Here is a 26,792-nt window from a genome sequence, read left to right on the forward strand (position 1 = left end):
GTTTTATTCGGCTTTCAGACCATCAGCCGAAACGGCTTTGACGCCTTTGATTTTCTTGGTGATCGCAACAGCGGTTTTCTTTTGCGCGTCGGTCACAGCGACGGTGGACGACAGGGAAACCACACCTTTGTTGGTCTCAACCTTGATGTCGGAGCCTGGAATGCCTTTTTCAGTCAGCAGGTCCGATTTGACCTTGGTGGTGATCCAGGTATCGGAGGTCGTTTCTTTTGCCTTGGTCATTTCACCAGCGGCAACCATCATCGGAGCTTGAGTAGAGGTTTGAGCCATGGCTACGTTAGCCAGGGTCAGAGTCAGAGCAGTGGCGGTAGCAGCAGCGATAGCGAACTTCTTCATACGAGTAACTCCTGTTTTTCTCAGAATCTGCGCCAACCTCGTTGGCAGCAGGGTTACTGGTATATCGCAAGCGCTGTGCCAAACCTCTTAAGACGTTTTTTTCTATAAATATCAACAGGTTAAAAAAATGTGGATCCCGGGGAATCGTGCAGATTGCCCGTTTACAGAAAGTTCCGCTTGCAAGATGCATGTTCCAAGCGGGTGAAAACGGATGCTGTGGGCCATAAGCCCTTAATTCCGCTCGAAAAAAAAGGGCCCCTAAGGGCCCTTTTTCTACAGCAGGGGAAGCGTGCGATTAAACGCCCGATGCCTTGGCTGCAGCGACGTCTTTGATCGACAGCTTGATGCGACCGCGGTTGTCGACGTCCAGTACCAGCACTTCGACTTCCTGGCCTTCTTTCAACACGTCGGTGACTTTTTCAACGCGAGCATCGCTCAGCATCGAGATGTGCACCAGACCGTCTTTGCCAGGCAGGATGTTGACGAATGCGCCGAAGTCGACGATGCGCTCAACCTTACCGACGTAGATCTTGCCGATCTCTGCCTCTGCGGTGATACCCAGAACGCGCTGACGTGCTGCTTCAGCCGCTTCCTTGGTTTCGCCGAAGATTTTGATCGAGCCGTCGTCTTCAATGTCGATCGAAGCCTTGGTTTCTTCGCAGATGGCACGAATGGTCGCGCCGCCTTTGCCGATGACGTCACGGATTTTGTCGGTGTCGATCTTCATCGCAATCATGGTCGGAGCGTTTTCCGACAGCTCAGGACGCGACTGGCCAATGATCTGGTTCATCTGACCGAGGATGTTCAGGCGAGCTTCCAGGGCTTGGCCCAGGGCGATCTCCATGATCTCTTCGGTGATGCCTTTGATCTTGATGTCCATCTGCAGCGCGGTAACGCCTTTAGCGGTACCGGCCACTTTGAAGTCCATGTCGCCGAGGTGGTCTTCGTCACCCAGGATGTCGGTCAGAACAGCGAATTTCTCGCCTTCTTTAACCAGACCCATGGCGATACCGGCAACCGGTGCCTTCAGCGGAACACCCGCGTCCATCAGCGCCAGCGAAGCGCCGCAGACCGACGCCATGGAGCTGGAACCGTTGGACTCGGTGATTTCCGATACGACACGGATGGTGTACGGGAACGCGTCAGCAGCAGGCAGCATGGCCTGAACCGAACGGCGAGCCAGACGGCCGTGGCCGATTTCGCGACGACCAGCGCCACCCATGCGACCACACTCGCCCACCGAGAACGGAGGGAAGTTGTAGTGCAGCATGAACGGGTCTTTTTTCTCGCCTTCCAGGGTGTCCAGCAGTTGTGCGTCACGGGCAGTACCCAGGGTCGCTACCACCAGCGCCTGCGTTTCGCCACGGGTGAACAGTGCAGAACCGTGAGTCTTCGGCAGAACGCCGACTTCGATGTTTAGCGGACGTACGGTGCGGGTGTCGCGGCCGTCGATACGCGGTTTGCCATCAACAATGTTCTGGCGAACGGTGCGGTATTCGATCTCACCGAAAGCGGCTTTGACTTCGGAAGCCGACGGGCTGCCTTCCTCAACGGCCAGCTTGGCGACAACCTGATCCTTCAACTCGCCCAAGCGAGCGTAACGGTCGGCCTTGACGGTGATGGTGTAAGCCTCGGAAATCGCAGCGCCGAACTCGGAGCGGATAGCGCCCAGCAGTGCAGTGGCTTCTGGCTGAGGCGCCCAGGTCCAGGTTGGCTTGGCAGCTTCAGCGGCCAGCTCTTTGACAGCCTTGATGACCGACTGGAATTCGTCGTGTGCGAAAAGGACCGCGCCCAGCATCTGGTCTTCGGTCAGCTCTTTGGCTTCGGATTCAACCATCAGCACCGCTTCTTCGGTACCGGCAACGACCATGTCCAGGCTCGATGCTTTCAGTTGCTCGTAAGTCGGGTTCAGCAGATAGCCGGTGCTTTCGTGGAATGCCACGCGAGCGGCGCCAATCGGGCCGTCGAACGGGATACCGGAGATTGCGAGGGCAGCCGAAGTACCGATCATCGCAGCGATGTCCGGATCGGTTTTCTTGCTGGTGGAAACGACGGTGCAGACAACCTGCACTTCGTTCATGAAGCCTTCAGGAAACAGTGGGCGGATCGGACGGTCGATCAGACGCGACGTCAGTGTTTCTTTCTCGGAGGGACGGCCTTCACGCTTGAAGAAACCGCCAGGGATCTTGCCCGCAGCGTAGGTTTTTTCCTGGTAGTGAACGGACAGCGGGAAGAAGCCTTTGCCAGCGTCAGCTTGTTTGGCGCCGACCACAGTCACGAGTACGGTGACGTCGTCGTCAACGGTGACCAATACTGCACCAGAAGCCTGACGGGCGATGCGGCCTGTCTCCAGCGTGACGGTCGATTGACCGAATTGAAACGTCTTGATTACCGGGTTCACGGTTTCCTACCTTCTTTGTGGCTCTTGGGGGAACTGGTTTCTTGCGAATTCGTGGGCAGTGAGGGGAGTCGGCCCCTGCGGCAGTCCAGGTGTACAGCCAAGCGTATAAAACATGTATCCAGATAAAACTTGAGGCTGGGAGCCTGCCATGCGCCAGCGGGAAACCCTCTGACGCACGACAGACAACCAACCTCTAGCGCAATCGCTGATTAGCGACGCAGACCCAGGCGACCGATCAGAGCGCTGTAACGGCTCAGGTCTTTGCCTTTCAGGTAGTCCAGCAGCTTACGACGCTGGTTTACCATGCGGATCAGACCACGACGGGAGTGGTGGTCTTTACCGTTGGCCTTGAAGTGACCTTGCAGTTTGTTGATGTTGGCGGTCAGCAGTGCAACTTGCACTTCTGGCGAACCAGTGTCACCAACAGCTTGCTGGTAGTCGGTTACGATCTGAGATTTTTCTTCAACGCTGAGAGCCATGAGGCAATCCTTTTATCAGGAAACCGCTCCAGAGAGACGATTTCAACAGGCCGAGAGCAAACTCTCGTATTAAAAAATGAGGCGTGACCATGCCTGTTAACAGCCACCCTTCACCGCCGTGCAGGAAACCCTGTCACAACGGGTTTCGGTCACTCTGACCGAATCAAACGACGCGGCGCAATCCGCCCGTCTTCACTCACTTCACCGATTCCGATGAAGCGTCCTTCGTGATCCTGCACCCGTACCATGCCGAACTTCGGCGCATCCGGGGCTCTGACTGGCTGACCGTGCAGCCAGTAAAACGAACTGTGCTCGGAAAATTGCAGCAGAGGCCAATCCTGCAAACCGCTGTCGGAAGGCATCAGGAAACGATCAACCGCTTCGTTACCACCTTCGGCGTGAACCGCTTCAAGCTCTTCCAGCGTAACAGTCTGCGCCAGTGTGAACGGCCCTGCTTGCGTACGACGCAGCTCGGCAACATACGCGCCACAGCCCAGTTTTTCACCGATATCTTCCACGAGGGTGCGGATATAGGTGCCTTTGCTGCAGTCAACGGCCAGTCGCGCGGTCTCACCTTCGCTCGCCAATAATTCCAGGCGCGCAATAGTAACAGAACGCGGTTCGCGCTCCACCACTTCCCCTGCGCGAGCCAACTTGTACAACGGCTGGCCATCACGCTTGAGGGCAGAGTACATCGGCGGTATCTGACTGATTTGCCCACGAAAATCAGGCAATACAGCTTCGATATCGGAGCGACCAACGGTCACCGGACGAGTTTGTAACACGTCGCCTTCGGCGTCCGCCGTGGTGGTGGTCTTGCCCAACTGCATCAGGGTTTCGTAACCCTTGTCGGAATCGAGCAGGTATTGGGAGAATTTGGTCGCCTCTCCGAAGCACAGTGGCAGCACGCCGGTGGCAAGGGGATCGAGGCTACCGGTGTGGCCGGCCTTTTCCGCATTGAGCAACCAGCGCACCTTCTGCAAGGCGGCGTTGGAGGTGAAACCCAGCGGCTTGTCGAGCAGGATGATGCCGCTGACGTTGCGGCGAATACGCTTGACCTGAGCCACGCCGTTATTCCTCCGAACCGTCTTGCTTGGCAGCAGGTTCGTGCTGACCGTCCTCGGCCACCGCGCGCTCGATCAACGCCGACAGGTGCGCGCCACGGGCAACGCTTTCGTCGTAGTGGAAATGCAATTGAGGCACGCTGCGCAGCTTCATTTCACGCGCCAGTTGCATGCGCAGGAAACCCGCTGCGGAATTCAAGACCTTGATGGTCTGGCTGATGTCTTCAGCGTTGTCCTGGCCCATCACGGTGATGAAAATCTTCGCGTGGCCCACATCACGGCTGACGTCGACAGCAGTGATGGTGACCAGACCTACGCGCGGGTCTTTGACTTCACGACGGATCAGTTGAGCCAGCTCGCGCTGCATCTGATCGCCGATACGTTGGGTACGGCTGTATTCTTTTGCCATGTCTTGTTACCTGTACTGACCTCCGGCAAAAGCCGTCCGGTCTGAAAGCGGCAAACGCCCGGCCTGGCAGAAGCCGGACCGGGCGTTGCGTTTAGAACCCATGATGTGCGCTGAGCATTTTCATGCGACGTTCGCCAGAGTTCCTGAAGCTCGCGATTTAGAGGCTGCGAGCCACTTGGACCTTCTCGAAGACTTCGATCTTGTCGCCGACCTTGACGTCGTTGTAGCTCTTGACGCCGATACCGCATTCCATGCCGGCACGTACTTCGGAAGCGTCATCCTTGAAGCGGCGCAGGGATTCCAGCTCGCCTTCGAAGATAACGATGTCTTCACGCAGTACACGGATCGGACGGTTACGGAACACAACGCCTTCAATGACCATGCAGCCGGCGATCGCACCGAATTTCGGCGAGCGGAACACGTCGCGAACTTCGGCGATACCCAGGATGTTCTCCCGGACGTCGCTGCCAAGCATGCCAGTAAGGGCTTTCTTGACGTCTTCGATGATGTCGTAGATGACGTTGTAGTAACGCATGTCCAGACCTTCCTGCTCGACGATCTTGCGCGCGCCAGCATCAGCACGCACGTTGAAGCCGAACAGAACAGCGTTGGAAGCCAGCGCCAGGTTGGCGTCGCTTTCGGTGATACCACCGACGCCGCCGCCCACTACACGCACTTGCACTTCGTCGTTGCCCAGGCCATTCAAAGCGCCCTGCAAAGCTTCGAGTGAGCCACGGACGTCGGATTTGAGGACGATGTTGAGCGTCTTCTTCTCTTCCTGACCCATGTTCTCGAAGATGTTTTCCAGCTTGCCGGCGTGAGCACGGGCCAGCTTGACTTCGCGGAACTTGCCTTGACGGAACAGAGCCACTTCACGGGCTTTCTTCTCGTCAGCAACTACGCTCATCTCGTCGCCAGCGTCCGGTGTACCGTCCAGGCCGAGAATCTCGACAGGGATGGATGGACCGGCTTCCTTGATGGATTTGCCGTTCTCGTCGAGCATGGCGCGGACACGACCGTAGTTGGAGCCAACCAGGACCATGTCGCCCTGACGCAGCGTACCGTCCTGAACCAGAACGGTGGCCACTGGACCACGGCCCTTGTCCAGACGCGATTCAACCACGACACCACGACCTGGGGCCGATGGCGTAGCGACCAGTTCCAGAACTTCAGCTTGAAGCAGAACCGCTTCCAGCAGTTCGTCGACACCCGTACCGACTTTCGCCGATACCGGTACGAATGGGGTATCACCACCCCACTCTTCGGACGTTACGCCATGAACCGACAGTTCACTGCGGATACGGTCCAGGTCAGCACCCGGCTTGTCGATCTTGTTGACCGCCACGACCAACGGAACGCCAGCAGCGACAGCATGCTGAACGGCTTCGATGGTTTGAGGCATGACACCGTCGTCGGCAGCAACTACCAGAATCACGATGTCGGTCGCCTTGGCACCACGGGCACGCATTGCGGTAAACGCGGCGTGACCCGGAGTGTCGAGGAACGTCACCATGCCACGCTCGGTTTCAACGTGGTACGCACCAATGTGCTGGGTGATACCACCGGCTTCGCCAGCGGCAACCTTGGCACGACGGATGTAGTCGAGCAGCGAGGTCTTACCGTGGTCAACGTGACCCATGACGGTCACGACCGGCGCACGGGGAACCGTCTCACCTTCGAACTTCAGGGACTCAGCCAGGGAATCTTCCAGGGCGGTATCGCTGACCAGGGTCACTTTGTGGCCCAGTTCTTCAGCGACCAGTTGGGCAGTTTCCTGATCCAGAACCTGGTTGATGGTGGCTGGCGTGCCCAGCTTGAACATGAACTTGATGATTTCAGCAGCTTTGACCGACATCTGTTGAGCGAGGTCGCCCACAGTGATGGTCTCGCCGATCTTCACTTCACGAACCACAGGACCGGTAGGGTTCTGGAAGCCGTGAGCGTTGCGCTTCTTCAGTTTCGCCTTGCCGCGACCGCCACGACGGAAACCATCGCTTTCTTCGTCGGTGGTGCGAGGAGCGACACGTGGCGCAGGCGCCTTTTCCTTGACCGAAGCACGATGCGGAGCGTTTTTGCGCTCGCCATCGCCACCGCCGCCACGACGATTGTTATCGTCGGCACGTGGTTTATCAGGGCGACGAGGCTCCTCGCGCTTGCGAATATCGGCAGCCGGTGCAGGGGCAGCGACAGGCGCTTCCTGAACAGGCTCTGCAGCCACTTGCGGAGCGGCTTCGGCTGCTGGCGCCGGAGCAGCAACAGCGTCAGCAGTTTCCTGAGCAGTAGCAGGCTGGCGGCGCGCTTCTTCTTCGGCACGCTGACGGGCTTCTTCTTCAGCCTTTTGACGCGCGGCATTTTCTACCGCACGACGCTCTTCCTGCTCGCGCTTGCGCTCGGCTTCGATTTCTTCCGGGCTACGCTGTACGAAGACTTTCTTTTTACGTACTTCAACGCTGATGCTTTTGCTGCCAGCAACGCGCAGGGTACTGGTGGTTTTACGCTGCAAAGTGATCTTGCGCGGTTCTTCCACTTTAGCCTTGTGGCCGCTTTTCAGGTGCGTCAACAGGGCTTGTTTTTCGTTATCGGTCACAACTTGCTCGGCGGCGGTGTGCGGCAGACCTGCCTCACGCATCTGCTGTAACAGGCGCTCTACCGGTGTGTCGACCGTTTTGGCCAGTTCTTTCACCGTGACTTGCGTCATGCACTTCTCTCCTCAGGCCGCATTTACTTACTCGAACCAATGGGCTCGGGCGGCCATGATCAACTTGCCGGCACGATCATCGTCAATGCCGTCGATGTCGAGCAGATCGTCAATAGACTGCTCGGCCAGGTCTTCGCGGGTAATTACGCCGCGCACCGCCAGTTCCATCGCCAAATCCTTGTCCATACCCTCAAGCGAGAGCAGGTCTTCGGCCGGATGGGCGTCTGCCAGCTTTTCCTCAGTAGCGATGGCTTTGGTCAACAAACGATCCTTGGCGCGAGCACGAAGCTCGTTGACGATGTCTTCGTCAAAGCCGTCGATGTTGAGCATTTCTTCCAACGGTACGTAGGCAATCTCTTCCAGGCTGGTGAAGCCTTCGTCCACCAGAACCTGCGCGAGTTCTTCGTCGACTTCCAACTCTTCGATGAAGTTACGCAGGATGTCGCCGGTTTCCGCTTGCTGCTTGGCCTGGATGTCCGATTCGGTCATCACGTTCAGGGTCCAGCCAGTCAACTGGCTTGCCAGACGCACGTTCTGGCCGCCGCGACCAATCGCTTGGGCCAGGTTGTCCGCACCGACAGCGATGTCCATGGCGTGGGCGTCTTCATCAACGATGATCGCTGCCACTTCGGCAGGCGACATGGCGTTGATGACGAACTGCGCCGGGTTATCGTCCCAGAGCACAATATCCACACGCTCGCCGCCCAACTCGCCGGAAACAGCCTGGACACGCGAACCACGCATGCCGATGCACGCGCCTTGCGGGTCAATGCGTTTGTCCTTGGAGCGAACTGCGATTTTTGCACGCGAACCAGGATCACGAGAGGCAGCCATCACCTCAATGAGACCTTCGGCAATTTCCGGTACTTCAATCCGGAACAGCTCGATCAGCATCTCTGGCGCAGTACGCGACAGGATCAACTGAGGACCACGGTTTTCAGTGCGGATCTCTTTGAGCAATGCACGGACGCGGACACCGACGCGGAAAGTTTCCCGGGAGATGATGTCTTCACGCGCCAGCAGCGCCTCGGCATTGTTACCTAAGTCGACGATGACATTGTCACGTGTAACTTTTTTAACAGTGCCGGAAATGATTTCGCCCAGACGCTCACGATAAGCGTCCACGACTTGAGCGCGCTCGGCTTCGCGTACTTTCTGCACAATGACTTGCTTGGCAGTCTGGGCAGCGATACGGCCGAACTCGATAGACTCGATCTTTTCCTCTACGACATCGCCGACGTTCGCACCGGGGTGCGTCTCGGCAACCTTGCTCGGCCAGGTTTCGATGGCCGGATCATCAAGGTCTTCTTCTTCGACGACTGTCCAGCGACGGAACGTCTCGTAAGCGCCCGTGTGGCGGTTGATTTCCACACGCAGGTCAACTTCGTCTTCAAAACGCTTTTTAGTGGCCGTGGCCAACGCGATTTCCAGCGCTTCAAAAATTACACCGGCCGGTACGCCTTTTTCATTGGATACCGACTCAACAACCAGCAGTACTTCTTTGCTCATCGTACGCCTCGCCTTTCGCAAGCCATTGGATCCGCGGGATCCGCGTCTCAGTCAAACGTGGGAATAATGTTGGCTTTGTCGATCAGATCGATCGGCAACAGGTATTCGTGAGTATCCACTTGCACCACGACATCCTGCTCCTCCACCCCGCGGAGAAGGCCTTGAAAGTTACGTCGACCGTCGAAGGGCGAGCGCAGCTTTATCTTCACTTGTTCCCCGGCAAAGGCTGCAAACTGCTCAATCGTGAACAGCGGGCGTTCCATGCCAGGAGAAGAAACTTCGAGCGTATATTCGGAGCTGATCGGATCTTCTACGTCCAGAACACCGCTGATCTGACGGCTGACGATGGCACAATCGTCCACCAGCACGCCGCCCTCTTTATCGATATAAACGCGCAACATTGAGTGACGACCCTGGGCCGAAAACTCGATACCCCAGCATTCATAGCCAAGGGCCACGACCACCGGGGCCAGCAAGGCCTGCAACTGTTCTAGCTTGCTCGACACCTGAACCCCCTCGTGCATGCTGTGCAAATAAAAAATGGGCAAAGCGCCCATCTCATGAAAAACGCCGTTGAACAGCGGCGTAATAAAGTGTCCAGCTAACAAAAAGCCCCTGAAAAGGGGCTCCGCTAAAACTGGTTGCGGGGGCTGGATTTGAACCAACGACCTTCGGGTTATGAGCCCGACGAGCTACCAGACTGCTCCACCCCGCGACAAAGCTGGGGCGGAAGTATACGACCGATCCCGATTTGGGTCAATCCGACACATCCACCTACAAGAAAGCCCGCTACTGCGGGCTGACTTGTTAATTGGTACCGAGAAGGGGACTCGAACCCCTACACCCTATGGGCACAACCACCTCAAGGTTGCGTGTCTACCAATTCCACCACCTCGGCATTACAACTCTTTTTGCAGCCCCAATATCGACTGCGAATCCTGTGTTACTTCTGTTCTGGAGCGGCAGGAACATCAGCTGGAGCAGCGGCTGGTTTCTGTTGTCCTTCCAGGACCGGCACATCATCTGCTGCCGGCTTTTGTTTAACTTCCAACACCGCTGGATCTGGCAAACCTACTTGAGTCAGCTGGTGAGCTTTCTCTTTAGCAAAGTAACCTAACCCCAAGCTGGTTATGAAGAAACAGGCGGCAAGTATAGCAGTAAACTTACTAAGAAAGGTAGAGGAACCTTGGCCTCCGAAGACAGTATTTGATGCACCTGCCCCGAACGACGCGCCAGCGTCCGCACCTTTACCCTGCTGCAGCAATACCAGAGCAACAACGCCCAGCGCACCCAGCAGATGAAGAACGACTACGACTGTTTCCAGCATTTTTTCAGTTTCCCGCGGCGCGAATGATCGCACCGAACTCATCTGCATTCAGGGAAGCGCCTCCAATGAGGCCCCCATCGATATCCGGCATGCTGAACAGCTCGACCGCATTGGCCGCCTTCACGCTGCCGCCATATAGAAGACGCACACCTTGCGCGACTTCAGAATTCTCTTTTGCCAACTGCGCACGAATGGCTGCGTGCACTTCCTGCGCCTGTTCCGGCGAGGCTGTCAGTCCGGTACCAATGGCCCAGACCGGCTCGTAAGCGATGACCGCATTCGCGAAAGCATCGATGCCCAGCTCTTCGATGATGCTGTCGAGCTGTTGCCCGACAACTTCAAGCGTTTTGCCAGCCTGACGCTGCTCAAGTGTTTCACCGATGCACAGCACCGGGGTCAAGCCACTTGCCTGCGCAGCTGCAAACTTGCGGTTCAGGACTTCGTTGCTCTCGCCCATGATCTGGCGACGCTCCGAGTGCCCTACCAGCACCAGCTTGCAACCTGCATCCTGCAACTGAGTCGGTGAAATCTCACCGGTCAGTGCACCCTGACCCGCTTCGTGCGCGCAGTTCTGCGCACCTACAGAAATCGAATGCTCTTCAAAGCACTCGACAACGAAGCTGACGTGCAGACTTGAAGGGAATACCGCAACGTCGACACTGTCAGGAATGGCCATATTAGCCAGACCTTCTACCAGCTCAGCGACGCTGGCGCAGGTACCGTGCATTTTCCAGTTACCAGCTACCATAGGGCGACGCATGCTGTACCTCGTCGGTCAAAGTGGGCGCAGATGTTACCCAACAGTTTCAACACTGGCAAGCCGTAATCAGGCGCAAACTTCAGCAACCAGTTTTGCCAGTTCATCGGCGTAGCCTGCAACCAGCGTTTCGTCCTCGCCTTCGACCATCACACGCACCAAAGGCTCTGTGCCGGACTTGCGCAGCAACACGCGCCCACGCCCACCCATGGCCGCCGTCACGCGCTCACAGGCCTCCTTGACCGCCGGGTGCTCGACTGGATCGACATTCCCACCCTCGAACCGCACGTTGACCAATACCTGAGGGCACTTCCTCACGCCCTGGCGCGATTCTGCGAGGTTTTGCCCGGTGCGCTTGAGCGCCAGCAGCACCTGCAGCGCGGCAATGATCGCATCACCCGTGGTGGTGTGCTGGAAGCAAACGACGTGACCGGAATTCTCGCCACCCACCTGCCAGTTGCGCTCCAGCAGTTCGGCGATGACGTAACGGTCGCCAACATTGGCACGCACAAACGGAATGTTCAGATCCGCGAGGGCCAGTTCAAGCCCCAGGTTGCTCATCAAAGTCCCGACCACGCCACCTTGCAGGCGACCGCGCTCATGCAGATCGCGGGCAATGATGTAGAGCAGCTCGTCACCATCGACGATCGCACCGGTGTGATCAACCATCAGCACTCGATCACCATCACCGTCGAAGCCGATCCCCAGATCCGCCTTCTCAGCGACAACCGCCGCTTGCAGATTGCCCATATGGGTCGAACCGCAATCATCATTGATGTTCAGGCCGTTCGGCGCCGCCGACAGCACGGTGACCTTCGCGCCCAACTCTCGAAAGACATTGGGCGCCACTTTATAGGTTGCCCCGTGCGCACAGTCGACCACCAATTTCAGACCGGCAAAGTCAGTACTGGTCGGCACACTGCTTTTGCAGAATTCGATGTAACGGCCAGCTGCGTCGTTGATACGCGACACCTTGCCGAGCTTTTCTGACTCAGCCACGGTCATCGGCGTATCAAGCAATTCCTCGATCATCATCTCGATTTCGTCTGGCAGCTTGGTGCCCTGACCCGAGAAAAACTTGATGCCGTTATCGTGATGCGGGTTGTGCGAGGCGCTGATCACTATCCCTGCCTCGGCGTGGAACGTCCGCGTCAGATAGGCGATGGCAGGCGTTGGCATCGGACCGAGCAGCATCACATCTGCACCCGCGGCTGACAGCCCGGCCTCCAGGGCAGATTCGAACATGTAACCCGAAATACGGGTGTCTTTGCCGACCAGAATCCGGCAAGCGCCCATTTTGCGGAACGCCATGCCAGCTGCCCAACCAAGCCGCAGCATGAAATCGGGAGTGATCGGAAATTGACCGACACGACCGCGAATGCCGTCGGTTCCGAAGTATTTTTTCTGGGTCATGGGGGCTCCAACCTTCTTATTTTGCCGATTCGACAGCGGCAATCATCCGCACCACGTCGACAGTTTCCGCAACATCGTGCACGCGTAAAATTCTTGCACCTTGAATCATGGCCATCGCAGCCAGAGCCAGTGCACCGTAGAGTCGCTGATCAACAGGCTTGTCGAGCACTTTGCCAATCATGCTCTTGCGTGACACACCCACCAGCAGAGGCCGCCCCAGCACATGCAGCGCCTCCATATGTTTGAACAGGCTCAGGTTATGATCGAGATTCTTCGCAAAACCGTAGCCTGGATCGAGAATGATCTTCTCTGCAGGAATACCCGCCGCGACACAGGCGTCCATTCGCTCACCGAGAAAGGCGGTCACCTCACCGATGAGATCGTCGTAACGAGGATCGTCCTGCATGTCCGTTGGTTCGCCGCGCATGTGCATCAGGCATACGGGCAGCCCAGTCGCGACAGCCGCCTCCAGCGCACCTTCTCGTCGCAGCGAGCGCACATCGTTGATGAGCCCCGCGCCCAGCCGAGCCGTCTCAAGGATGACCGCTGGTGTCGAGGTGTCGACCGAGATGACCACATCAAGCTCACGACTGATGGCTTCGACGACCGGTGCAACACGATTCAGCTCTTCGTCGGCAGAAACCGCAGCAGCACCCGGACGTGTGGACTCTCCGCCGACGTCTATGAGTGTCGCACCAGCCGCCACCATAGCTTCCGCATGACGGAGGGCAAGATCGCGCTGAGCGAACCGACCACCGTCAGAGAACGAATCAGGGGTGATATTGAGGATGCCCATGACGTGGGTCCGGGATAAATCAAGAACCCGGTTGCCGCAAGGCAACCGGGTCGGGTACAGCGCAGAAGTCATGTCAGGCCTTAGTGTTCAGCAGCTGGACCACCGATCGGTGTTTCCGGACGCGGACCGACGGGTGCAGTTGGCGTCCCGGAAGTGCCGGTGCCCCCTGTCCAATCGCGCGGTTCGCGAGGCGTGCGACCCGCCATGATGTCATCGATCTGCTCAGCATCGATGGTTTCATACTTCATCAGCGCATCCGCCATCGCATCCAGCTTGTCGCGGTTGTCGGTGAGGATTTGCTTCGCCGTGCCGTAGCACTGGTCAATGATACTGCGCACTTCAGAGTCGATCATCTTAGCGGTTTCACCCGAAAGACTGGAGTTCTGACCGCCACCACCACGACCCAGATAACCGCCGTCGTCGTCTTCGGAGTACATCAATGGGCCCATTTTCTCGGACAGGCCCCATTTGGTGACCATGTTCCGGGCAATTTGGCTGGCGCGCATGATGTCGTTCGAAGCACCCGTGGTGACGCCGTCAAAGCCCAACGTCATCTCTTCCGCGATACGACCACCATAGAGCGAGCAGATCTGGCTGATCAACGCACGCTTGGACAGGCTGTAACGGTCCTCTTCAGGAAGGAACATCGTGACGCCCAATGCACGACCACGTGGAATGATCGACACCTTGTAGACCGGGTCATGCTCAGGCACGACGCGACCCACGATGGCGTGACCGGCTTCGTGATAAGCGGTGTTCTGCTTCTCTTTCTCGGACATGACCATCGATTTACGCTCGGCGCCCATCATGATCTTGTCTTTGGCCAGCTCGAACTCTTTCATCTCGACGATGCGTTTGCCCACGCGAGCCGCGAACAGCGAGGCTTCGTTGACGAGGTTGGCAAGGTCTGCACCGGAGAAGCCAGGCGTACCACGAGCAATGACGGCAGCATTGACGTCATCACCCATCGGCACCTTACGCATGTGCACTTTCAGAATCTGTTCACGACCGCGAATGTCTGGCAGACCAACCACGACCTGACGGTCGAAACGGCCCGGGCGCAGCAGCGCAGGGTCGAGTACGTCAGGACGGTTGGTCGCGGCGATCACGATGATGCCGTCATTCATTTCGAAGCCGTCCATCTCTACCAGCAACTGGTTGAGAGTCTGCTCACGCTCATCGTGACCGCCGCCCATGCCAGCGCCGCGATGGCGACCGACGGCGTCGATTTCGTCGATGAAGATGATGCATGGCGCGTGTTTCTTGGCTTGTTCGAACATGTCGCGAACACGGCTTGCACCGACACCCACGAACATTTCAACGAAGTCAGAACCGGAAATAGTGAAGAAAGGCACTTTCGCTTCGCCAGCAATCGCCTTGGCAAGCAGCGTTTTACCGGTACCCGGTGGACCCACCATCAGCACGCCGCGCGGAATACGACCGCCCAGGCGCTGGAATTTGCCCGGATCGCGCAGGAATTCAACCAGTTCGCCGACTTCTTCTTTTGCCTCATCGCAACCCGCGACGTCAGCCAGGGTGGTCTTGACCTGATCTTCGGAGAGCAGGCGCGCCTTGCTCTTGCCGAAGCTCATCGGCCCTCCCTTGCCCCCCGCGCCGCCTTGCATCTGGCGCATGAAGAACATGAAGACAGCAATGATTACGAGAATCGGGAAGCTCGCGACAAGCAGCTGAGTCCAGATGCTCTGCTGCTCAGGCTGCTTGCCTTCGATCACGACATTGTTGTCGACAAGGTCACCGATCAGGCCGTTGTCCTGAATCGCCGGACGAATGGTCTTGAAGGTGTCACCGTCGCTGCGCTTGCCCGTGATGACGTAACCGTCAACGGCAACTTTCTCGACCTTGCCATCCTTCACTTGCTGGATGAACTCGGAGTAGTTGAGGGTCTGCGGCTCGTTCGGGCTGGAGAAGTTGTTCATCACGGTCACCAGGACCGCAGCGATGATCAACCACAGGATCAAATTCTTTGCCATATCGTTCAATTAGCTACCCTCTGAAGCAAGCTCCACGCAGGAGCGTGCCTCGCATGATATTCACCGGCCTAACTTACTACAGATCCTACAGGTGTGGCAGGCGGCGTCTGTAACCCTTTGTGAAACTTTGACTACAAGATGTTCGTTACGCTTCATGAATAAAGCCATTTGAAAAAAGCTATTGCCTTCACTCAAATTGGCTTGGGGCCTCATAACCGCCCTTGAATCCACGGCCCAGCAGGTACTGTTCACGCGACCGGTCACGGGACGACGAGGGTTTGCGCATCTGCACCTTGTCGAACATTTTCCGAACGTCCTTGTGGTAGGTATCAAAACCTTCGCCCTGGAAGATTTTGATCAAAAAGTCGCCACCTGGACGCAGAACCCGACCCGCCAGGTCGAGCGCCAACTCACAAAGGAACATGGCGCGTGGCATATCCACAGCGCTCAATCCACTCATATTGGGGGCCATATCGGAAATCACAAGGTCTACTTCCGTATTACCGATCGCTTCGAGGATTTGTTTGAACACGGCATCCTCAGTGAAATCCCCTTGAATGAAGGTCACGTCGGGGATGCTGTCCATTTCCAGAATGTCGGACGCAATCAAACGACCTTGACCACCAATCAGACGACTGGTCACCTGGGACCAGCCCCCAGGCGCCGCGCCCAGATCGACCACGGTCATGCCGGGACGGATAAGACGGTCCTTTTCCTGGATCTCCAAAAGCTTGTAACTCGCCCGCGAGCGGTAGCCATCCTTCTGCGCCTGCTTGACGAAAGGGTCGTTGAAATGCTCTCTCAGCCAGTTCTGGCTGCTCTTTGAACGCTGCGCCACGGGGCACCTCGATGATGAAAGGGTCGTGATTAACTGGGCGGAGCCACGGCCCCTCGGGTAAAATGCCCGCCAATTTTACAGAATCAGACGAAAAGGGTCAGATTATGCCGCTCAATAACGAGCAGAAGAAACAATACAAATCCATTGGACATGACCTGAAGCCGGTTCTGATGGTTGCCGGCAATGGCCTGAGCGAAGGCGTCCTGGCCGAGCTGGACCGCGCTTTGGTCGATCATGAACTGATCAAGGTTCAGATCAAGCTGGAAGACCGCGACGAGCGTCGCGCCGTGATCGAAGAACTGTGCAAGCAAGGTCGTGCTGAACTGGTACAGACCATCGGCAAAATGGCGCTGATCTACCGCAAGAACCCGCAGCCTAACAAACAGCTGTCCAACATTCACCGTTACAAGTAACGGCGACACCCGTCAGGAGGCGCGACCTGCGCGCCTCTGAACGGCACCTGCCTCTGCCGCACGCCACTTGAAGAGAGCGGCATGCGAGCCACGAAGTCAGATGTGCTTGACCTCAACGATCTCGTACTCGATCACACCACTCGGTGTTTTGATCGCAACGACATCGCCTTCTTCTTTGCCAATGATCGCCCGGGCAATCGGCGCACCGACTGAAATCTTGCCCAGTTTGATGTTGGCCTCGTCCTCACCCACGATCTGGTAAGTCACCTGCTCGTCAGTCTCAACGTTGGCAAGCTCCACGGTCGTACCGAAAATGACCTTGCCAGTATGGGCGATCGTGCTGACATCGATGATCACGGCATTTTGCATGCGACCTTCGATGTCACGGATACGCGCCTCGACCATGCCTTGCTGCTCGCGAGCAGCATGGTATTCGGCATTTTCTTTCAGGTCACCCAGCTCGCGAGCCGTGCCAATGTCTTGGCTAAGCTTCGGACGGACGACCTTGGTGAGGTGAGCGTGTTCGTCTTCCAGGGCCTTGGCGCCCTGGACGGTCATCGGATATTTAGTAATGCTCATGCCTTCAATCCTGCATGTAGATCCTGCAAGCGACGTACGGTCTTTTCAGGGCCGAACTTCAGCGCTTCACAGATAGCCTCGCCCGCAGCAATGGTGGTGGTGCAGTAGATCTTGTGCTGCAAGGCGTTGCGACGGATGGAATAGGAGTCCGCGATCGACTGACGACCTTCGGTGGTGTTGATGATCAAGGTGACTTCGTCGTTCTTGATCATGTCGACCACGTGAGGACGGCCCTCGGTCACTTTGTTCACGCGGCGCACTTTCAGGCCAGCAGCCTCGATCAAACGCGCAGTGCCAGCGGTTGCCACAACGTCGAAGCCCAGCTCGATCAGACTGCGAGCAACGCCAGCCACCAGAGGCTTGTCGTCGTCACGCACGCTGATGAACGCGGTACCGCCGGTCGGCAACACTTCGCTGGCGCCCATTTGCGCTTTAGCGAACGCTTCGCCGAAGGTGTCACCGACACCCATGACTTCGCCCGTGGACTTCATCTCTGGCCCAAGGATCGGGTCAACGCCAGGGAATTTGGCGAATGGGAATACCGCCTCTTTCACACTGTAGAAGTTCGGAATGATTTCCTTGGTGAAGCCCAGTTCTTTCAGGGTTTTGCCGGCCATCACGCGCGCAGCGATCATTGCCAGGGAAACACCGATGCACTTGGACACGAACGGCACGGTACGGGAAGCACGCGGGTTTACTTCGATGACGTAGATGTCTTCGCCCTGCAGCGCCAACTGAACGTTCATGAGGCCGATAACGCCCAGCTCCAGGGCCATTTTCTTGACCTGTTCACGCATCTCGTCCTGGATGTGCGCAGGCAGCGAGTACGGCGGCAGCGAGCACGCGGAGTCACCGGAGTGAACGCCGGCCTGCTCGATGTGCTGCATGATTGCGCCGATCACGACGTCAGTGCCGTCGCAGACCGCATCCACGTCCATTTCGATGGCGCAGTTCAGGAAGTGGTCCAACAGCACCGGACTGTCGTTCGACACTTGAACCGCTTCACGCAGATAGCGCTTGAGTTCGTCTTCCTGGTAAACGATTTCCATCGCACGGCCACCCAGTACGTAGGACGGGCGAACCACCAGTGGGTAACCGATCTTGGCGGCGGCACGAATCGCTTCGTCTTCGCTGCGCACAGTGGCGTTTGGCGGCTGACGCAGGTTCAGACGCTCAACCATCTGCTGGAAGCGCTCGCGGTCTTCCGCACGGTCGATGGCGTCAGGGCTTGTGCCGATGATCGGCACGCCAGCAGCTTCCAGAGCGCGGGCCAGTTTCAGCGGGGTTTGGCCGCCGTATTGGACGATCACACCTTTCGGCTTCTCGACGCGGACAATTTCCAGCACGTCTTCCAGGGTCACTGGCTCGAAGTACAGGCGATCAGAGGTGTCGTAGTCGGTCGATACGGTTTCCGGGTTGCAGTTGACCATGATGGTCTCATACCCGTCATCGCGCAGGGCCAATGCCGCGTGTACGCAGCAGTAGTCGAATTCGATCCCTTGGCCGATACGGTTTGGACCGCCGCCCAGGATCATGATCTTGTCGCGCGTCGACGGGTTGGCTTCGCACTCTTCTTCGTACGTGGAGTACATGTACGCGGTGTCGGTCGCGAACTCGGCGGCGCAAGTATCGACGCGCTTGTAGACCGGGTAGATCTCGAGCTTGTGACGATGAGCGCGCAGGCTCTTCTCGGTCACACCCAACAGCTTGGCCAGACGTGCGTCAGAGAAGCCTTTGCGCTTCAGACGGAACATTACGTCGCGATCGATGGCCGACATGCCCATAGTCTTGACCTTCTCTTCTTCCTTGATCAGATCTTCGATCTGCACCAGGAACCAAGGGTCGATCATGTTCATGCCGAAGATTTGCTCAACGGTCATGCCAGCGCGGAATGCGTCGGCGACGTACCAGATGCGCTCGGCGCCCGGAACGGTCAGTTCGCGCTTGAGGATGCTAGCGCTTTCGGGGTCGGTCAGGTCCAGCTTTGGATCGAGACCGCTGACGCCCACTTCCAGACCGCGCAGGGCTTTCTGCAGGGATTCCTGGAAGGTGCGGCCGATAGCCATGACTTCACCGACCGACTTCATCTGAGTGGTCAGTCGCGCATCAGCCTTGGAGAACTTCTCGAAGGCGAAGCGTGGCAGCTTGGTGACGACGTAGTCGATGGACGGCTCGAAGGACGCCGGGGTTTTGCCGCCGGTGATGTCGTTCTGCAGTTCGTCCAGGGTGTAACCCACGGCCAGCTTGGCGGCGACTTTAGCGATCGGGAAACCTGTGGCCTTCGAGGCCAGAGCCGACGAGCGGGAAACCCGCGGGTTCATCTCGATCACGACCATGCGGCCAGTGTCCGGGCAGATACCGAATTGCACGTTGGAACCGCCGGTTTCAACGCCGATCTCGCGCAAGACTGCCAGCGAGGCGTTACGCAGGATCTGATATTCCTTGTCGGTCAGGGTCTGCGCAGGCGCCACGGTGATCGAGTCACCGGTGTGCACGCCCATCGGGTCGAAGTTTTCGATGGAGCAAACGATGATGCAGTTGTCCTTTTTGTCGCGGACAACTTCCATCTCATATTCTTTCCAGCCGATCAGGGATTCGTCGATCAGCAGCTCTTTGGTCGGTGACAGGTCAAGACCACGGGCGCAGATTTCTTCGAACTCTTCACGGTTGTACGCGATACCGCCGCCAGTGCCGCCCATGGTGAAGGACGGACGGATGATGCACGGGAAGCCGAGCTTTTCGAGGACCGCATTGGCCTCTTCCATCGTGTGAGCAATACCGGAACGCGGGCATTCCAGACCGATGGCCTTCATAGCTTTGTCGAAGCGCGAACGGTCTTCTGCCTTGTCGATGGTGTCAGCGTTGGCACCGATCATCTCTACGCCGAACTTCTCCAGAACGCCCTCGCGCTCCAGGTCCAGTGCGCAGTTCAGTGCGGTTTGGCCACCCATGGTCGGCAGCAGTGCGTCCGGACGCTCTTTCTCGATGATCTTGGCAACGGTTGCCCATTTGATCGGCTCGATGTAGGTCGCGTCGGCCATGGACGGGTCAGTCATGATGGTGGCCGGGTTGGAGTTCACCAGGATGACGCGGTAACCCTCTTCGCGCAGGGCTTTACAGGCCTGGGCGCCGGAGTAGTCGAATTCACAAGCCTGGCCGATCACGATCGGGCCAGCACCAAGAATCAGGATGCTTTTAATGTCTGTACGTTTTGGCATGGGTTGTCACTCGAATCCTGTGTCAGTCGGCAAGCCGTCTTGAACATTCTCAGGTGCCAGGCGGGCTGTCGGATTTGATCCGGCCCGCCGCAGTCACCTGCTCGCTATGGTCGACAGTCAGCCGCTTAGCGGCGCTTGGCCATGGCAGTGATGAAGCGATCAAACAGCGGCGCGACGTCGTTCGGGCCCGGGCTCGCCTCAGGGTGGCCCTGGAAGCTGAACGCGTCCTTGTCGGTGCGCTCGATGCCTTGCAGGGTGCCGTCAAACAGCGATTTGTGAATCGCTCGGACGTTGCCCGGCAGGGTCGCCTCGTCTACCGCAAAACCGTGGTTCTGGCTGGTGATCATGACGACACCGGTGTCCAGGTCCTGAACCGGGTGGTTGGCACCGTGGTGGCCATGCCCCATCTTGACGGTCTTGGCGCCGGAGGCCAAGGCCAGCAGCTGGTGGCCCAGGCAGATGCCGAACACCGGAACTTCGGTCTGCAGCACGTCCTTGATCGCCTGAATCGCATAGTCGCAAGGCTCGGGGTCGCCGGGGCCGTTGGACAGGAACACGCCATCCGGATTGAGCGCGAGGACTTCACTGGCCGGGGTTTGCGCAGGCACCACGGTCACGCGGCAGCCGCGCTCGACCAGCATGCGCAGGATGTTGGTCTTGACGCCGTAGTCGTAAGCCACAACGTTGTAGGGCAAATCGGCTGCAGCGATCTCTGGATGGCTATCGGTTTTCAGGCTCCAGACACTGGAGCGCCATTCATAGCTTTCCTGGGTGCTGACGACTTTCGCCAGATCCATGCCCTTCAGGCCAGGGAAACCACGAGCCGCTGCGATGGCTGCTTCTTCGGAGATGTTGTCACCGGCCATGATGCAGCCGTTCTGTGCGCCTTTCTCACGCAGGATGCGGGTCAGGCGGCGGGTGTCGATACCGGCGATGGCAACGACGTTGTTGGCCTTCAGATAGTCAGCCAGGGACATCTTGTTACGCCAGTTGCTCGCTACCAGTGGCAGGTCACGAATCACCAGGCCCGCCGACCACACGCGGTCGGATTCGGCGTCTTCCGGCGTAGTGCCAGTGTTGCCGATGTGAGGGTAGGTCAGGGTGACGATTTGCTGGGCATAGGAAGGATCGGTAAGGATTTCCTGATAGCCGGTCATTGCGGTGTTGAACACCACCTCACCAACGGTTTGACCGTCGGCTCCAATGGCTTCGCCGCGAAAAATGCTGCCATCAGCAAGGGCGAGTATGGCTGGCTTAGTCAAGAAGACCTCCCGTAATAAAGCCTGAAAGGGCGATCGCAGGTTGTAAAAAAGCGGAATGACGTTTGGACACGTCACCCCGCTTTTTTCATCGAATTATCTGCGCGCTTTTAGTGGACACACTAAAGCTGTAGCTTACAGAAAAAGTGTTTTTTAATCCACCGCTAAAACGCCTTAAAGGCTGGGGAATGCGACAGGACATCGCGTAGCGGTGTGAAACTGCGGGCAGGATACAGGGAAAACCCCCTTCCTGCCCGCATTGTTGCCGAGATCGGCGCGACCGATCAGCGCAGGTCGAGCACGTCTTGCATGTCGTACAGACCCGGCGCCTTGCCATCGAGCCAGAGCGCTGCACGTACGGCTCCCTTGGCGAACGTCATGCGACTGGAAGCCTTGTGCGTAATCTCCAGTCGCTCACCTTCGGCGGCGAACAGGACGGTGTGATCTCCGACCACATCGCCGCCCCGCACCGTCGCGAAACCAATGGTCTCGCGCTCACGAACGCCTGTGTGCCCTTCACGACCATAGACCGCGACCTTGTTCAGATCACGCCCCAGCGCATTGGCAACCACCTCGCCCATGCTGACCGCCGTGCCCGAAGGCGCATCGACCTTGTTGCGGTGATGCGCTTCGATGATTTCAATGTCGGCGTCGTCACCCATCACCCGCGCAGCCAGGTCCAGCAGTTTGAACGACAGGTTTACACCCACGCTGAAATTGGAGGCGAAGACGATCGGAATCTCTTGGCTCGCCTCGCTCAGCACGTGTTTCTGCTCAGCGTTCAATCCGGTGGTGCCGATGACCATGGCCTTGCCAGCCTTGCGACAAAACGCGAGATTTTTCAGCATGACGTCTGGCAGCGTGAAGTCGATCAGGACGTCAAACTCGTCCGCGACCTGCTCCAGATTGCCCGTCAGTTGCACACCGATTCGGCCCAGCGAAGCCAGCTCTCCCGCGTCGGCACCAATCATGGTGCTGCCCGGACGAACGATGGCCGCCGTCAACCCGGTAAGCGGTGCGCGCTCCTGAACGGCCTCGACCAGATGCCTGCCCATGCGCCCGGCAGCGCCCATCACAGCAATACGTCGCATGCCCTGCTCCTTAGAGATCGCCGAAGAAACGCTTCACGCCTTCGAACCAGCCACTGGCTTTCGGTGAGTGAGAGCTGTCACCCTCCAGCGACGCACGGAATTCTTCGAGCAGTTCACGCTGACGACGACCCAGGTTGACCGGGGTTTCCACCGCTACGCGGCACATCAAATCGCCTGCACCACCGCCACGCACCGGCGCGACGCCTTTGCCACGCAGACGGAATTGCTTGCCGGTCTGGGTGCCTTCCGGAATCTTCAATTTGACGCGACCGTCCAGCGTCGGCACTTCCAGCTCGCCGCCCAATGCCGCGTCGGTGAAGCTGATCGGCACTTCGCAATACAGGTGCTTGCCGTCGCGCTGGAAAATCGCGTGCTCGCGCACGTTGATCACAACGTAGAGGTCACCCGTAGGCCCACCCTGAACACCCGCCTCGCCTTCGCCCGACAGACGAATACGGTCGCCAGTATCGACGCCTGCTGGCACCTTGACCGACAGCGTCTTGTACTCTTCGACACGGCCTTCGCCGTGGCAGGAGTCGCAAGGGTCGGAGATGATCTTGCCGTTGCCGTGGCAACGCGGGCAGGTCTGTTGAACAGAGAAGAAGCCCTGCTGCATACGCACCTGGCCGATGCCGCCGCAAGTTGGACACGTGACAGGCGAGGAGCCTTTCTTCGCACCGCTGCCATCACACGGTTTGCAATTGACCAAAGTCGGCACGCGAATGCTGACGGTGGTGCCACGCACGGCTTCTTCGAGATTCAGTTCGAGGGTGTAACGCAGGTCACTGCCACGCTGGGCACCGCCACGGCCACCGCCCGCACGACCGCCACCGAAGAAGTCGCTGAACACATCGCCGAAAATGTCGGAGAAGTTCGCGCCGCCGCCGCCGAAACCGCCGCCACCCATGCCCTGATCGACACCGGCATGACCGTACTGGTCATAGGCCGCGCGCTTGCTGGCATCGGACAGCACTTCGTAAGCCTCGTTGGCTTCCTTGAAAGAATCTTCCGAGGCCTTGTCGCCCGGATTGCGGTCAGGGTGATATTTCATCGCGAGACGACGGTACGCCTTTTTCAGGTCCGCCTCGCTGGAGCCGCGCTCCACCCCCAATACTTCGTAATAGTCACGCTTTGACATAAGTTTTCTGCACTCTTGAGGACGTCCGACATAACCCTCCTGAGTTTGCCGAACTCGTTGAGCCCCTTTCAGGCCCGGACCCAACTCACGTCAATTCAACGATCCTGGTCTTGGTTCAACGGCCTTCGATCGACCGGGTAAAGCGGCAGAACAAGCCGGTTTGCAGGAGCATCCGGCTTTGCCACGGGGCCCGCGAATCGAAGTGCGCGAGCCCTGAAATTTCGGGTGTTCCAGACACGCCAACGCGGGAGCAAGCTCCCGCGCGGCGACATCCTACCAGCGACCACTCAAGAGCGGTCAACCGATGATCAAGTGAACTGACGTCTTTTTATGACGGCTCACCTCAATCATCACTTCTGGTCTTTGACTTCTTCGAACTCGGCATCGACCACGTCGTCAGCCTTGTGCTCTTCCTGGGCCGCCTGCGCGCCAGCTTCCGGCTTTTCAGCCTGCTCGGCGTACATTTTCTGCGCCACTGGAGCAGAGACTTTCGACAGCTCTTCGACCTTGGCGTCGATGGCAGCCTTGTCGTCGCCTTTCACAGCAGCTTCCAGGGCAACCACAGCAGCTTCGATCGCGGTCTTCTCTTCTTCAGTGACCTTGTCACCTGCGTCAGCGACCATCTTGCGAGTCGAGTGAACCAGTGCATCACCCTGGTTGCGGGCCGCGGCCAGCTCTTCGAACTTCTTGTCCGCTTCCGAGTTCGCCTCAGCGTCGCGGATCATCTGCTGGATTTCTTCATCCGACAGACCCGAGTTGGCCTTGATCACGATCGACTGAGTCTTGCCCGTGGCCTTGTCTTTCGCGCCGACGTGCAGGATGCCGTTGGCGTCGATGTCGAAGGTCACTTCGATCTGAGGCACGCCACGTGGCGCCGGTGGAATCTCGGCCAGGTCGAACTTGCCCAGGGACTTGTTCGATGCAGCCTGCTTGCGCTCACCTTGCAGCACGTGAATGGTCACGGCGCTCTGGTTGTCGTCGGCGGTCGAGAACACTTGCGATTTCTTGGTAGGAATCGTGGTGTTTTTCTCGATCAGCGCAGTCATCACGCCACCCATGGTTTCAATACCCAGGGTCAGCGGGCTGACGTCCAGCAGCAGAACGTCTTTCACGTCGCCGGCCAGTACCGCACCTTGAATCGCAGCACCCATGGCAACGGCTTCGTCAGGGTTGACGTCCTTACGGGCTTCTTTACCGAAGAATTCGGTCACTTTCTGCTGAACCAGCGGCATACGGGTCTGACCGCCGACCAGGATCACGTCGTTGATCGCACCGATGTCGATACCGGAGTCTTTCAACGCGATGCGGCAAGGCTCGATGGTGCGGGCAACCAGGTCTTCAACCAGCGATTCCAGCTTGGCGCGGGAGATCTTCACGTTCAGGTGCTTCGGACCTGTCGCGTCTGCAGTGATATACGGCAGGTTGACGTCGGTGGACTGGCTGGAGGACAGCTCGATCTTGGCCTTCTCGGCAGCTTCTTTCAGACGCTGCATCGCCAGCGGGTCACCTTTGAGGTTCATGCCGCTTTCTTTCTTGAATTCGTCAACGAGGTAGTCGATCAGACGAATGTCGAAGTCCTCACCACCCAGGAAGGTGTCGCCGTTGGTGGCCAACACTTCAAACTGGTGCTCGCCGTCGACTTCAGCGATCTCGATGACCGACACGTCGAAGGTACCGCCACCCAGGTCATAAACGATGACAGTGTGGTCGCCCTTGGCTTTGTCCATACCGTACGCCAGAGCAGCGGCGGTCGGTTCGTTGATGATGCGTTTTACGTCCAGGCCCGCGATGCGGCCGGCGTCTTTGGTGGCCTGGCGCTGGCTATCGTTGAAGTAGGCAGGAACAGTGATGACCGCTTCGGTGACGGACTCGCCGAGGTAGTCTTCAGCGGTCTTTTTCATCTTCTTCAGGATTTCAGCGGAAATCTGAGGAGGCGACATCTTCTTGTCGTTGACCGAAACCCACGCGTCGCCGTTGTCAGCCTTGGCGATCTTGTAGGGAACCATGCCGATGTCTTTCTGAACGACTTCTTCGTCGAACTTGCGACCGATCAGACGCTTTACCGCGTACAGGGTGTTGTGCGGGTTGGTGACCGCCTGACGCTTGGCCGACTGGCCGACCAGCGTTTCGCCGTCGTTGGCGTACGCGATGATCGAAGGGGTGGTACGCGCGCCTTCAGCGTTTTCGATAACCTTGGCGACGCCGTTTTCCAGAACCGAGACGCAGGAGTTGGTGGTCCCCAGGTCGATGCCGATAATCTTGCCCATGTTTGACTCTCCCGAAACTTGAATTTGGTTGCCGCAACTGCGTTTACAAATTGCGGTAATTCTTTAAACCATGGCCCTTAGATGGGGCCCACTCAGCTGATTTCAAGCCTGCTCGTCAATTGACGGTGCAACAGGCGACGGCGCTTTGCTGACCACGACCATGGCCGGACGCAGCAGGCGACCGTTGAGCTGATAACCTTTCTGAAACACTTTGAGCACGCTGTTCGGCTCGACGTCCGCGCTTTCCTGCATCGCCATCGCCTGATGATGCTCGGCGTTGAACGGCTGGCCGTGCGGATCGATGGCTTCCAGCTGGTAGCGCTTGAGGGTGTCGCCGAACATTTTCAGCGTCAACTCGATGCCTTCACGCATTGGACGAATGTTTTCGTCGTCCGGGTTGGACAGATCCAGGCCACGCTCCAGGCTGTCGACGATCGGCAGCAAATCGGTGGCGAATTTCTCCAGCGCGAATTTGTGGGCTTTCTCGACGTCTTGCTCTGCACGACGGCGGACGTTTTGCAGATCCGCAGCGACACGCAGAGACTGGTCCTTCGCCGTGGCCAGTTGCTCTTCCAGCACTTGCACGCGGGTTGCCAAATCTTCGCCGGAGTGCGCTGCGTCGGCAGCTTGATCCTGAGCCTGCATATCCGGGTTCTGTTCGTCAGCCATAGTTCTCTCCTCCAATAACGGCCGTGAGCCTAACTCACGCTTCTGCCCGGCTATATGGGGCCAGAATTTTCGGCTTCAAGGGCTTTGAGCGAAGGAGAAGGTGAATAACCCTACAAATCTTC

Annotated in this window: 22 protein-coding genes and 2 tRNA genes; 1 reads left to right on the forward strand and 23 read right to left on the reverse strand. The window is 57.9% G+C overall.

Going from position 1 to position 26,792, the window contains the following annotated elements; genetic code table 11:
- Positions 1-3: 3 nt before the first annotated feature.
- The 16 genes from AAEO81_RS26485 to rlmE all read right to left on the reverse strand — a co-directional run bounded on the left by AAEO81_RS26485 (position 4) and on the right by rlmE (position 16,036).
- Positions 4-354, reverse strand: a complete 351-nt coding sequence (locus tag AAEO81_RS26485; protein ID WP_166597052.1) for a BON domain-containing protein — start codon at positions 352-354, stop codon at positions 4-6.
- Positions 355-649: 295 nt separating this feature from the next.
- Positions 650-2,755 carry a polyribonucleotide nucleotidyltransferase gene (pnp, locus tag AAEO81_RS26490; protein ID WP_166597053.1) on the reverse strand — a complete coding sequence of 702 codons (2,106 nt, stop codon included), beginning with the start codon at positions 2,753-2,755 and terminating at the stop codon, positions 650-652.
- 209 nt (positions 2,756-2,964) lie between these two features.
- Entirely contained in the window at positions 2,965-3,234 is a 270-nt protein-coding gene (rpsO, locus tag AAEO81_RS26495; RefSeq protein WP_166597054.1) for a 30S ribosomal protein S15, read from the reverse strand.
- A 149-nt stretch (positions 3,235-3,383) separates the two neighbouring features.
- Entirely contained in the window at positions 3,384-4,301 is a 918-nt protein-coding gene (gene truB / locus AAEO81_RS26500) for a tRNA pseudouridine(55) synthase TruB (RefSeq protein ID WP_166597055.1), read from the reverse strand.
- Positions 4,302-4,305: 4 nt separating this feature from the next.
- The gene (rbfA, locus tag AAEO81_RS26505) at positions 4,306-4,707 is read right to left on the reverse strand and encodes a 30S ribosome-binding factor RbfA (protein ID WP_166597056.1); all 402 of its coding nucleotides are present in this window, start codon (positions 4,705-4,707) and stop codon (positions 4,306-4,308) included.
- 157 nt (positions 4,708-4,864) lie between these two features.
- Positions 4,865-7,405 (reverse strand): translation initiation factor IF-2, encoded by a 2,541-nt coding sequence (infB, locus tag AAEO81_RS26510; RefSeq protein WP_341959965.1) that lies wholly within the window; start codon positions 7,403-7,405, stop codon positions 4,865-4,867.
- Between the two features lie 27 nt (positions 7,406-7,432).
- Positions 7,433-8,914: a transcription termination factor NusA gene (gene nusA, locus AAEO81_RS26515; RefSeq protein ID WP_166597058.1), complete on the reverse strand. Its 1,482-nt coding sequence runs from the start codon at positions 8,912-8,914 to the stop codon at positions 7,433-7,435.
- Between the two features lie 47 nt (positions 8,915-8,961).
- Positions 8,962-9,420, reverse strand: a complete 459-nt coding sequence (rimP, locus tag AAEO81_RS26520) for a ribosome maturation factor RimP (RefSeq protein WP_166597135.1) — start codon at positions 9,418-9,420, stop codon at positions 8,962-8,964.
- Positions 9,421-9,552: 132 nt separating this feature from the next.
- A tRNA-Met gene (locus AAEO81_RS26525) sits at positions 9,553-9,629 on the reverse strand.
- A 97-nt stretch (positions 9,630-9,726) separates the two neighbouring features.
- A tRNA-Leu gene (locus AAEO81_RS26530) sits at positions 9,727-9,812 on the reverse strand.
- Positions 9,813-9,857: 45 nt separating this feature from the next.
- Positions 9,858-10,241, reverse strand: coding sequence for a preprotein translocase subunit SecG (gene secG / locus AAEO81_RS26535; protein ID WP_166597059.1), 384 nt, complete (start codon positions 10,239-10,241; stop codon positions 9,858-9,860).
- Between the two features lie 4 nt (positions 10,242-10,245).
- Complete coding sequence (tpiA, locus tag AAEO81_RS26540; RefSeq protein ID WP_341959967.1) at positions 10,246-11,001, reverse strand: triose-phosphate isomerase; 756 nt, start codon at positions 10,999-11,001, stop codon at positions 10,246-10,248.
- Positions 11,002-11,067: 66 nt separating this feature from the next.
- The gene (glmM, locus tag AAEO81_RS26545) at positions 11,068-12,411 is read right to left on the reverse strand and encodes a phosphoglucosamine mutase (RefSeq protein ID WP_341959969.1); all 1,344 of its coding nucleotides are present in this window, start codon (positions 12,409-12,411) and stop codon (positions 11,068-11,070) included.
- Positions 12,412-12,427: 16 nt separating this feature from the next.
- The gene (gene folP, locus AAEO81_RS26550; RefSeq protein WP_341959970.1) at positions 12,428-13,279 is read right to left on the reverse strand and encodes a dihydropteroate synthase; all 852 of its coding nucleotides are present in this window, start codon (positions 13,277-13,279) and stop codon (positions 12,428-12,430) included.
- An 8-nt stretch (positions 13,280-13,287) separates the two neighbouring features.
- On the reverse strand, positions 13,288-15,198 hold the full coding sequence (gene ftsH / locus AAEO81_RS26555; protein ID WP_166597063.1) for an ATP-dependent zinc metalloprotease FtsH: 1,911 nt from the start codon (positions 15,196-15,198) through the stop codon (positions 13,288-13,290).
- A 187-nt stretch (positions 15,199-15,385) separates the two neighbouring features.
- Positions 15,386-16,036 carry a 23S rRNA (uridine(2552)-2'-O)-methyltransferase RlmE gene (gene rlmE, locus AAEO81_RS26560; RefSeq protein WP_166597064.1) on the reverse strand — a complete coding sequence of 217 codons (651 nt, stop codon included), beginning with the start codon at positions 16,034-16,036 and terminating at the stop codon, positions 15,386-15,388.
- Between the two features lie 104 nt (positions 16,037-16,140).
- On the opposite strand from rlmE, the gene yhbY reads away from it, so the two are divergent.
- Positions 16,141-16,449 (forward strand): ribosome assembly RNA-binding protein YhbY, encoded by a 309-nt coding sequence (yhbY, locus tag AAEO81_RS26565; protein WP_093465544.1) that lies wholly within the window; start codon positions 16,141-16,143, stop codon positions 16,447-16,449.
- Positions 16,450-16,545: 96 nt separating this feature from the next.
- Here yhbY and greA read toward each other — a convergent pair whose 3' ends face one another.
- The 7 genes from greA to grpE all read right to left on the reverse strand — a co-directional run bounded on the left by greA (position 16,546) and on the right by grpE (position 26,670).
- Positions 16,546-17,022, reverse strand: coding sequence for a transcription elongation factor GreA (gene greA / locus AAEO81_RS26570; protein WP_166597136.1), 477 nt, complete (start codon positions 17,020-17,022; stop codon positions 16,546-16,548).
- Positions 17,023-17,024: 2 nt separating this feature from the next.
- On the reverse strand, positions 17,025-20,246 hold the full coding sequence (gene carB / locus AAEO81_RS26575) for a carbamoyl-phosphate synthase large subunit (protein ID WP_341959972.1): 3,222 nt from the start codon (positions 20,244-20,246) through the stop codon (positions 17,025-17,027).
- A gap of 125 nt (positions 20,247-20,371) precedes the next feature.
- Complete coding sequence (gene carA, locus AAEO81_RS26580) at positions 20,372-21,508, reverse strand: glutamine-hydrolyzing carbamoyl-phosphate synthase small subunit (RefSeq protein WP_341959973.1); 1,137 nt, start codon at positions 21,506-21,508, stop codon at positions 20,372-20,374.
- Positions 21,509-21,789: 281 nt separating this feature from the next.
- Positions 21,790-22,596 carry a 4-hydroxy-tetrahydrodipicolinate reductase gene (gene dapB / locus AAEO81_RS26585; RefSeq protein ID WP_341959974.1) on the reverse strand — a complete coding sequence of 269 codons (807 nt, stop codon included), beginning with the start codon at positions 22,594-22,596 and terminating at the stop codon, positions 21,790-21,792.
- A gap of 10 nt (positions 22,597-22,606) precedes the next feature.
- Positions 22,607-23,734, reverse strand: a complete 1,128-nt coding sequence (gene dnaJ / locus AAEO81_RS26590) for a molecular chaperone DnaJ (protein WP_166597068.1) — start codon at positions 23,732-23,734, stop codon at positions 22,607-22,609.
- Between the two features lie 350 nt (positions 23,735-24,084).
- The gene (dnaK, locus tag AAEO81_RS26595; RefSeq protein ID WP_166597069.1) at positions 24,085-26,001 is read right to left on the reverse strand and encodes a molecular chaperone DnaK; all 1,917 of its coding nucleotides are present in this window, start codon (positions 25,999-26,001) and stop codon (positions 24,085-24,087) included.
- A gap of 102 nt (positions 26,002-26,103) precedes the next feature.
- The gene (gene grpE, locus AAEO81_RS26600; protein ID WP_166597070.1) at positions 26,104-26,670 is read right to left on the reverse strand and encodes a nucleotide exchange factor GrpE; all 567 of its coding nucleotides are present in this window, start codon (positions 26,668-26,670) and stop codon (positions 26,104-26,106) included.
- Between the last annotated feature and the right edge of the window lie 122 nt (positions 26,671-26,792).

This window comes from Pseudomonas sp. RC10 (genome assembly GCF_038397775.1).
Classification (GTDB): Bacteria; Pseudomonadota; Gammaproteobacteria; order Pseudomonadales; family Pseudomonadaceae; genus Aquipseudomonas; species Aquipseudomonas bambusae.

Bases quoted from the DNA above. Each gene is read 5' to 3' on its own strand.
- AAEO81_RS26485 (WP_166597052.1), bottom strand. From the start codon at position 354: ATGAAGAAGTTCGCTATCGCTGCTGCTACCGCCACTGCTCTGACTCTG.
- rpsO (WP_166597054.1), bottom strand. From the start codon at position 3,234: ATGGCTCTCAGCGTTGAAGAAAAATCTCAGATCGTAACCGACTACCAG.
- rbfA (WP_166597056.1), bottom strand. From the start codon at position 4,707: ATGGCAAAAGAATACAGCCGTACCCAACGTATCGGCGATCAGATGCAG.
- infB (WP_341959965.1), bottom strand. From the start codon at position 7,405: ATGACGCAAGTCACGGTGAAAGAACTGGCCAAAACGGTCGACACACCG.
- nusA (WP_166597058.1), bottom strand. From the start codon at position 8,914: ATGAGCAAAGAAGTACTGCTGGTTGTTGAGTCGGTATCCAATGAAAAA.
- secG (WP_166597059.1), bottom strand. From the start codon at position 10,241: ATGCTGGAAACAGTCGTAGTCGTTCTTCATCTGCTGGGTGCGCTGGGC.
- tpiA (WP_341959967.1), bottom strand. From the start codon at position 11,001: ATGCGTCGCCCTATGGTAGCTGGTAACTGGAAAATGCACGGTACCTGC.
- glmM (WP_341959969.1), bottom strand. From the start codon at position 12,411: ATGACCCAGAAAAAATACTTCGGAACCGACGGCATTCGCGGTCGTGTC.
- folP (WP_341959970.1), bottom strand. From the start codon at position 13,279: ATGACTTCTGCGCTGTACCCGACCCGGTTGCCTTGCGGCAACCGGGTT.
- ftsH (WP_166597063.1), bottom strand. From the start codon at position 15,198: ATGGCAAAGAATTTGATCCTGTGGTTGATCATCGCTGCGGTCCTGGTG.
- yhbY (WP_093465544.1), top strand. From the start codon at position 16,141: ATGCCGCTCAATAACGAGCAGAAGAAACAATACAAATCCATTGGACAT.
- carB (WP_341959972.1), bottom strand. From the start codon at position 20,246: ATGCCAAAACGTACAGACATTAAAAGCATCCTGATTCTTGGTGCTGGC.
- dapB (WP_341959974.1), bottom strand. From the start codon at position 22,596: ATGCGACGTATTGCTGTGATGGGCGCTGCCGGGCGCATGGGCAGGCAT.
- dnaJ (WP_166597068.1), bottom strand. From the start codon at position 23,734: ATGTCAAAGCGTGACTATTACGAAGTATTGGGGGTGGAGCGCGGCTCC.
- dnaK (WP_166597069.1), bottom strand. From the start codon at position 26,001: ATGGGCAAGATTATCGGCATCGACCTGGGGACCACCAACTCCTGCGTC.
- grpE (WP_166597070.1), bottom strand. From the start codon at position 26,670: ATGGCTGACGAACAGAACCCGGATATGCAGGCTCAGGATCAAGCTGCC.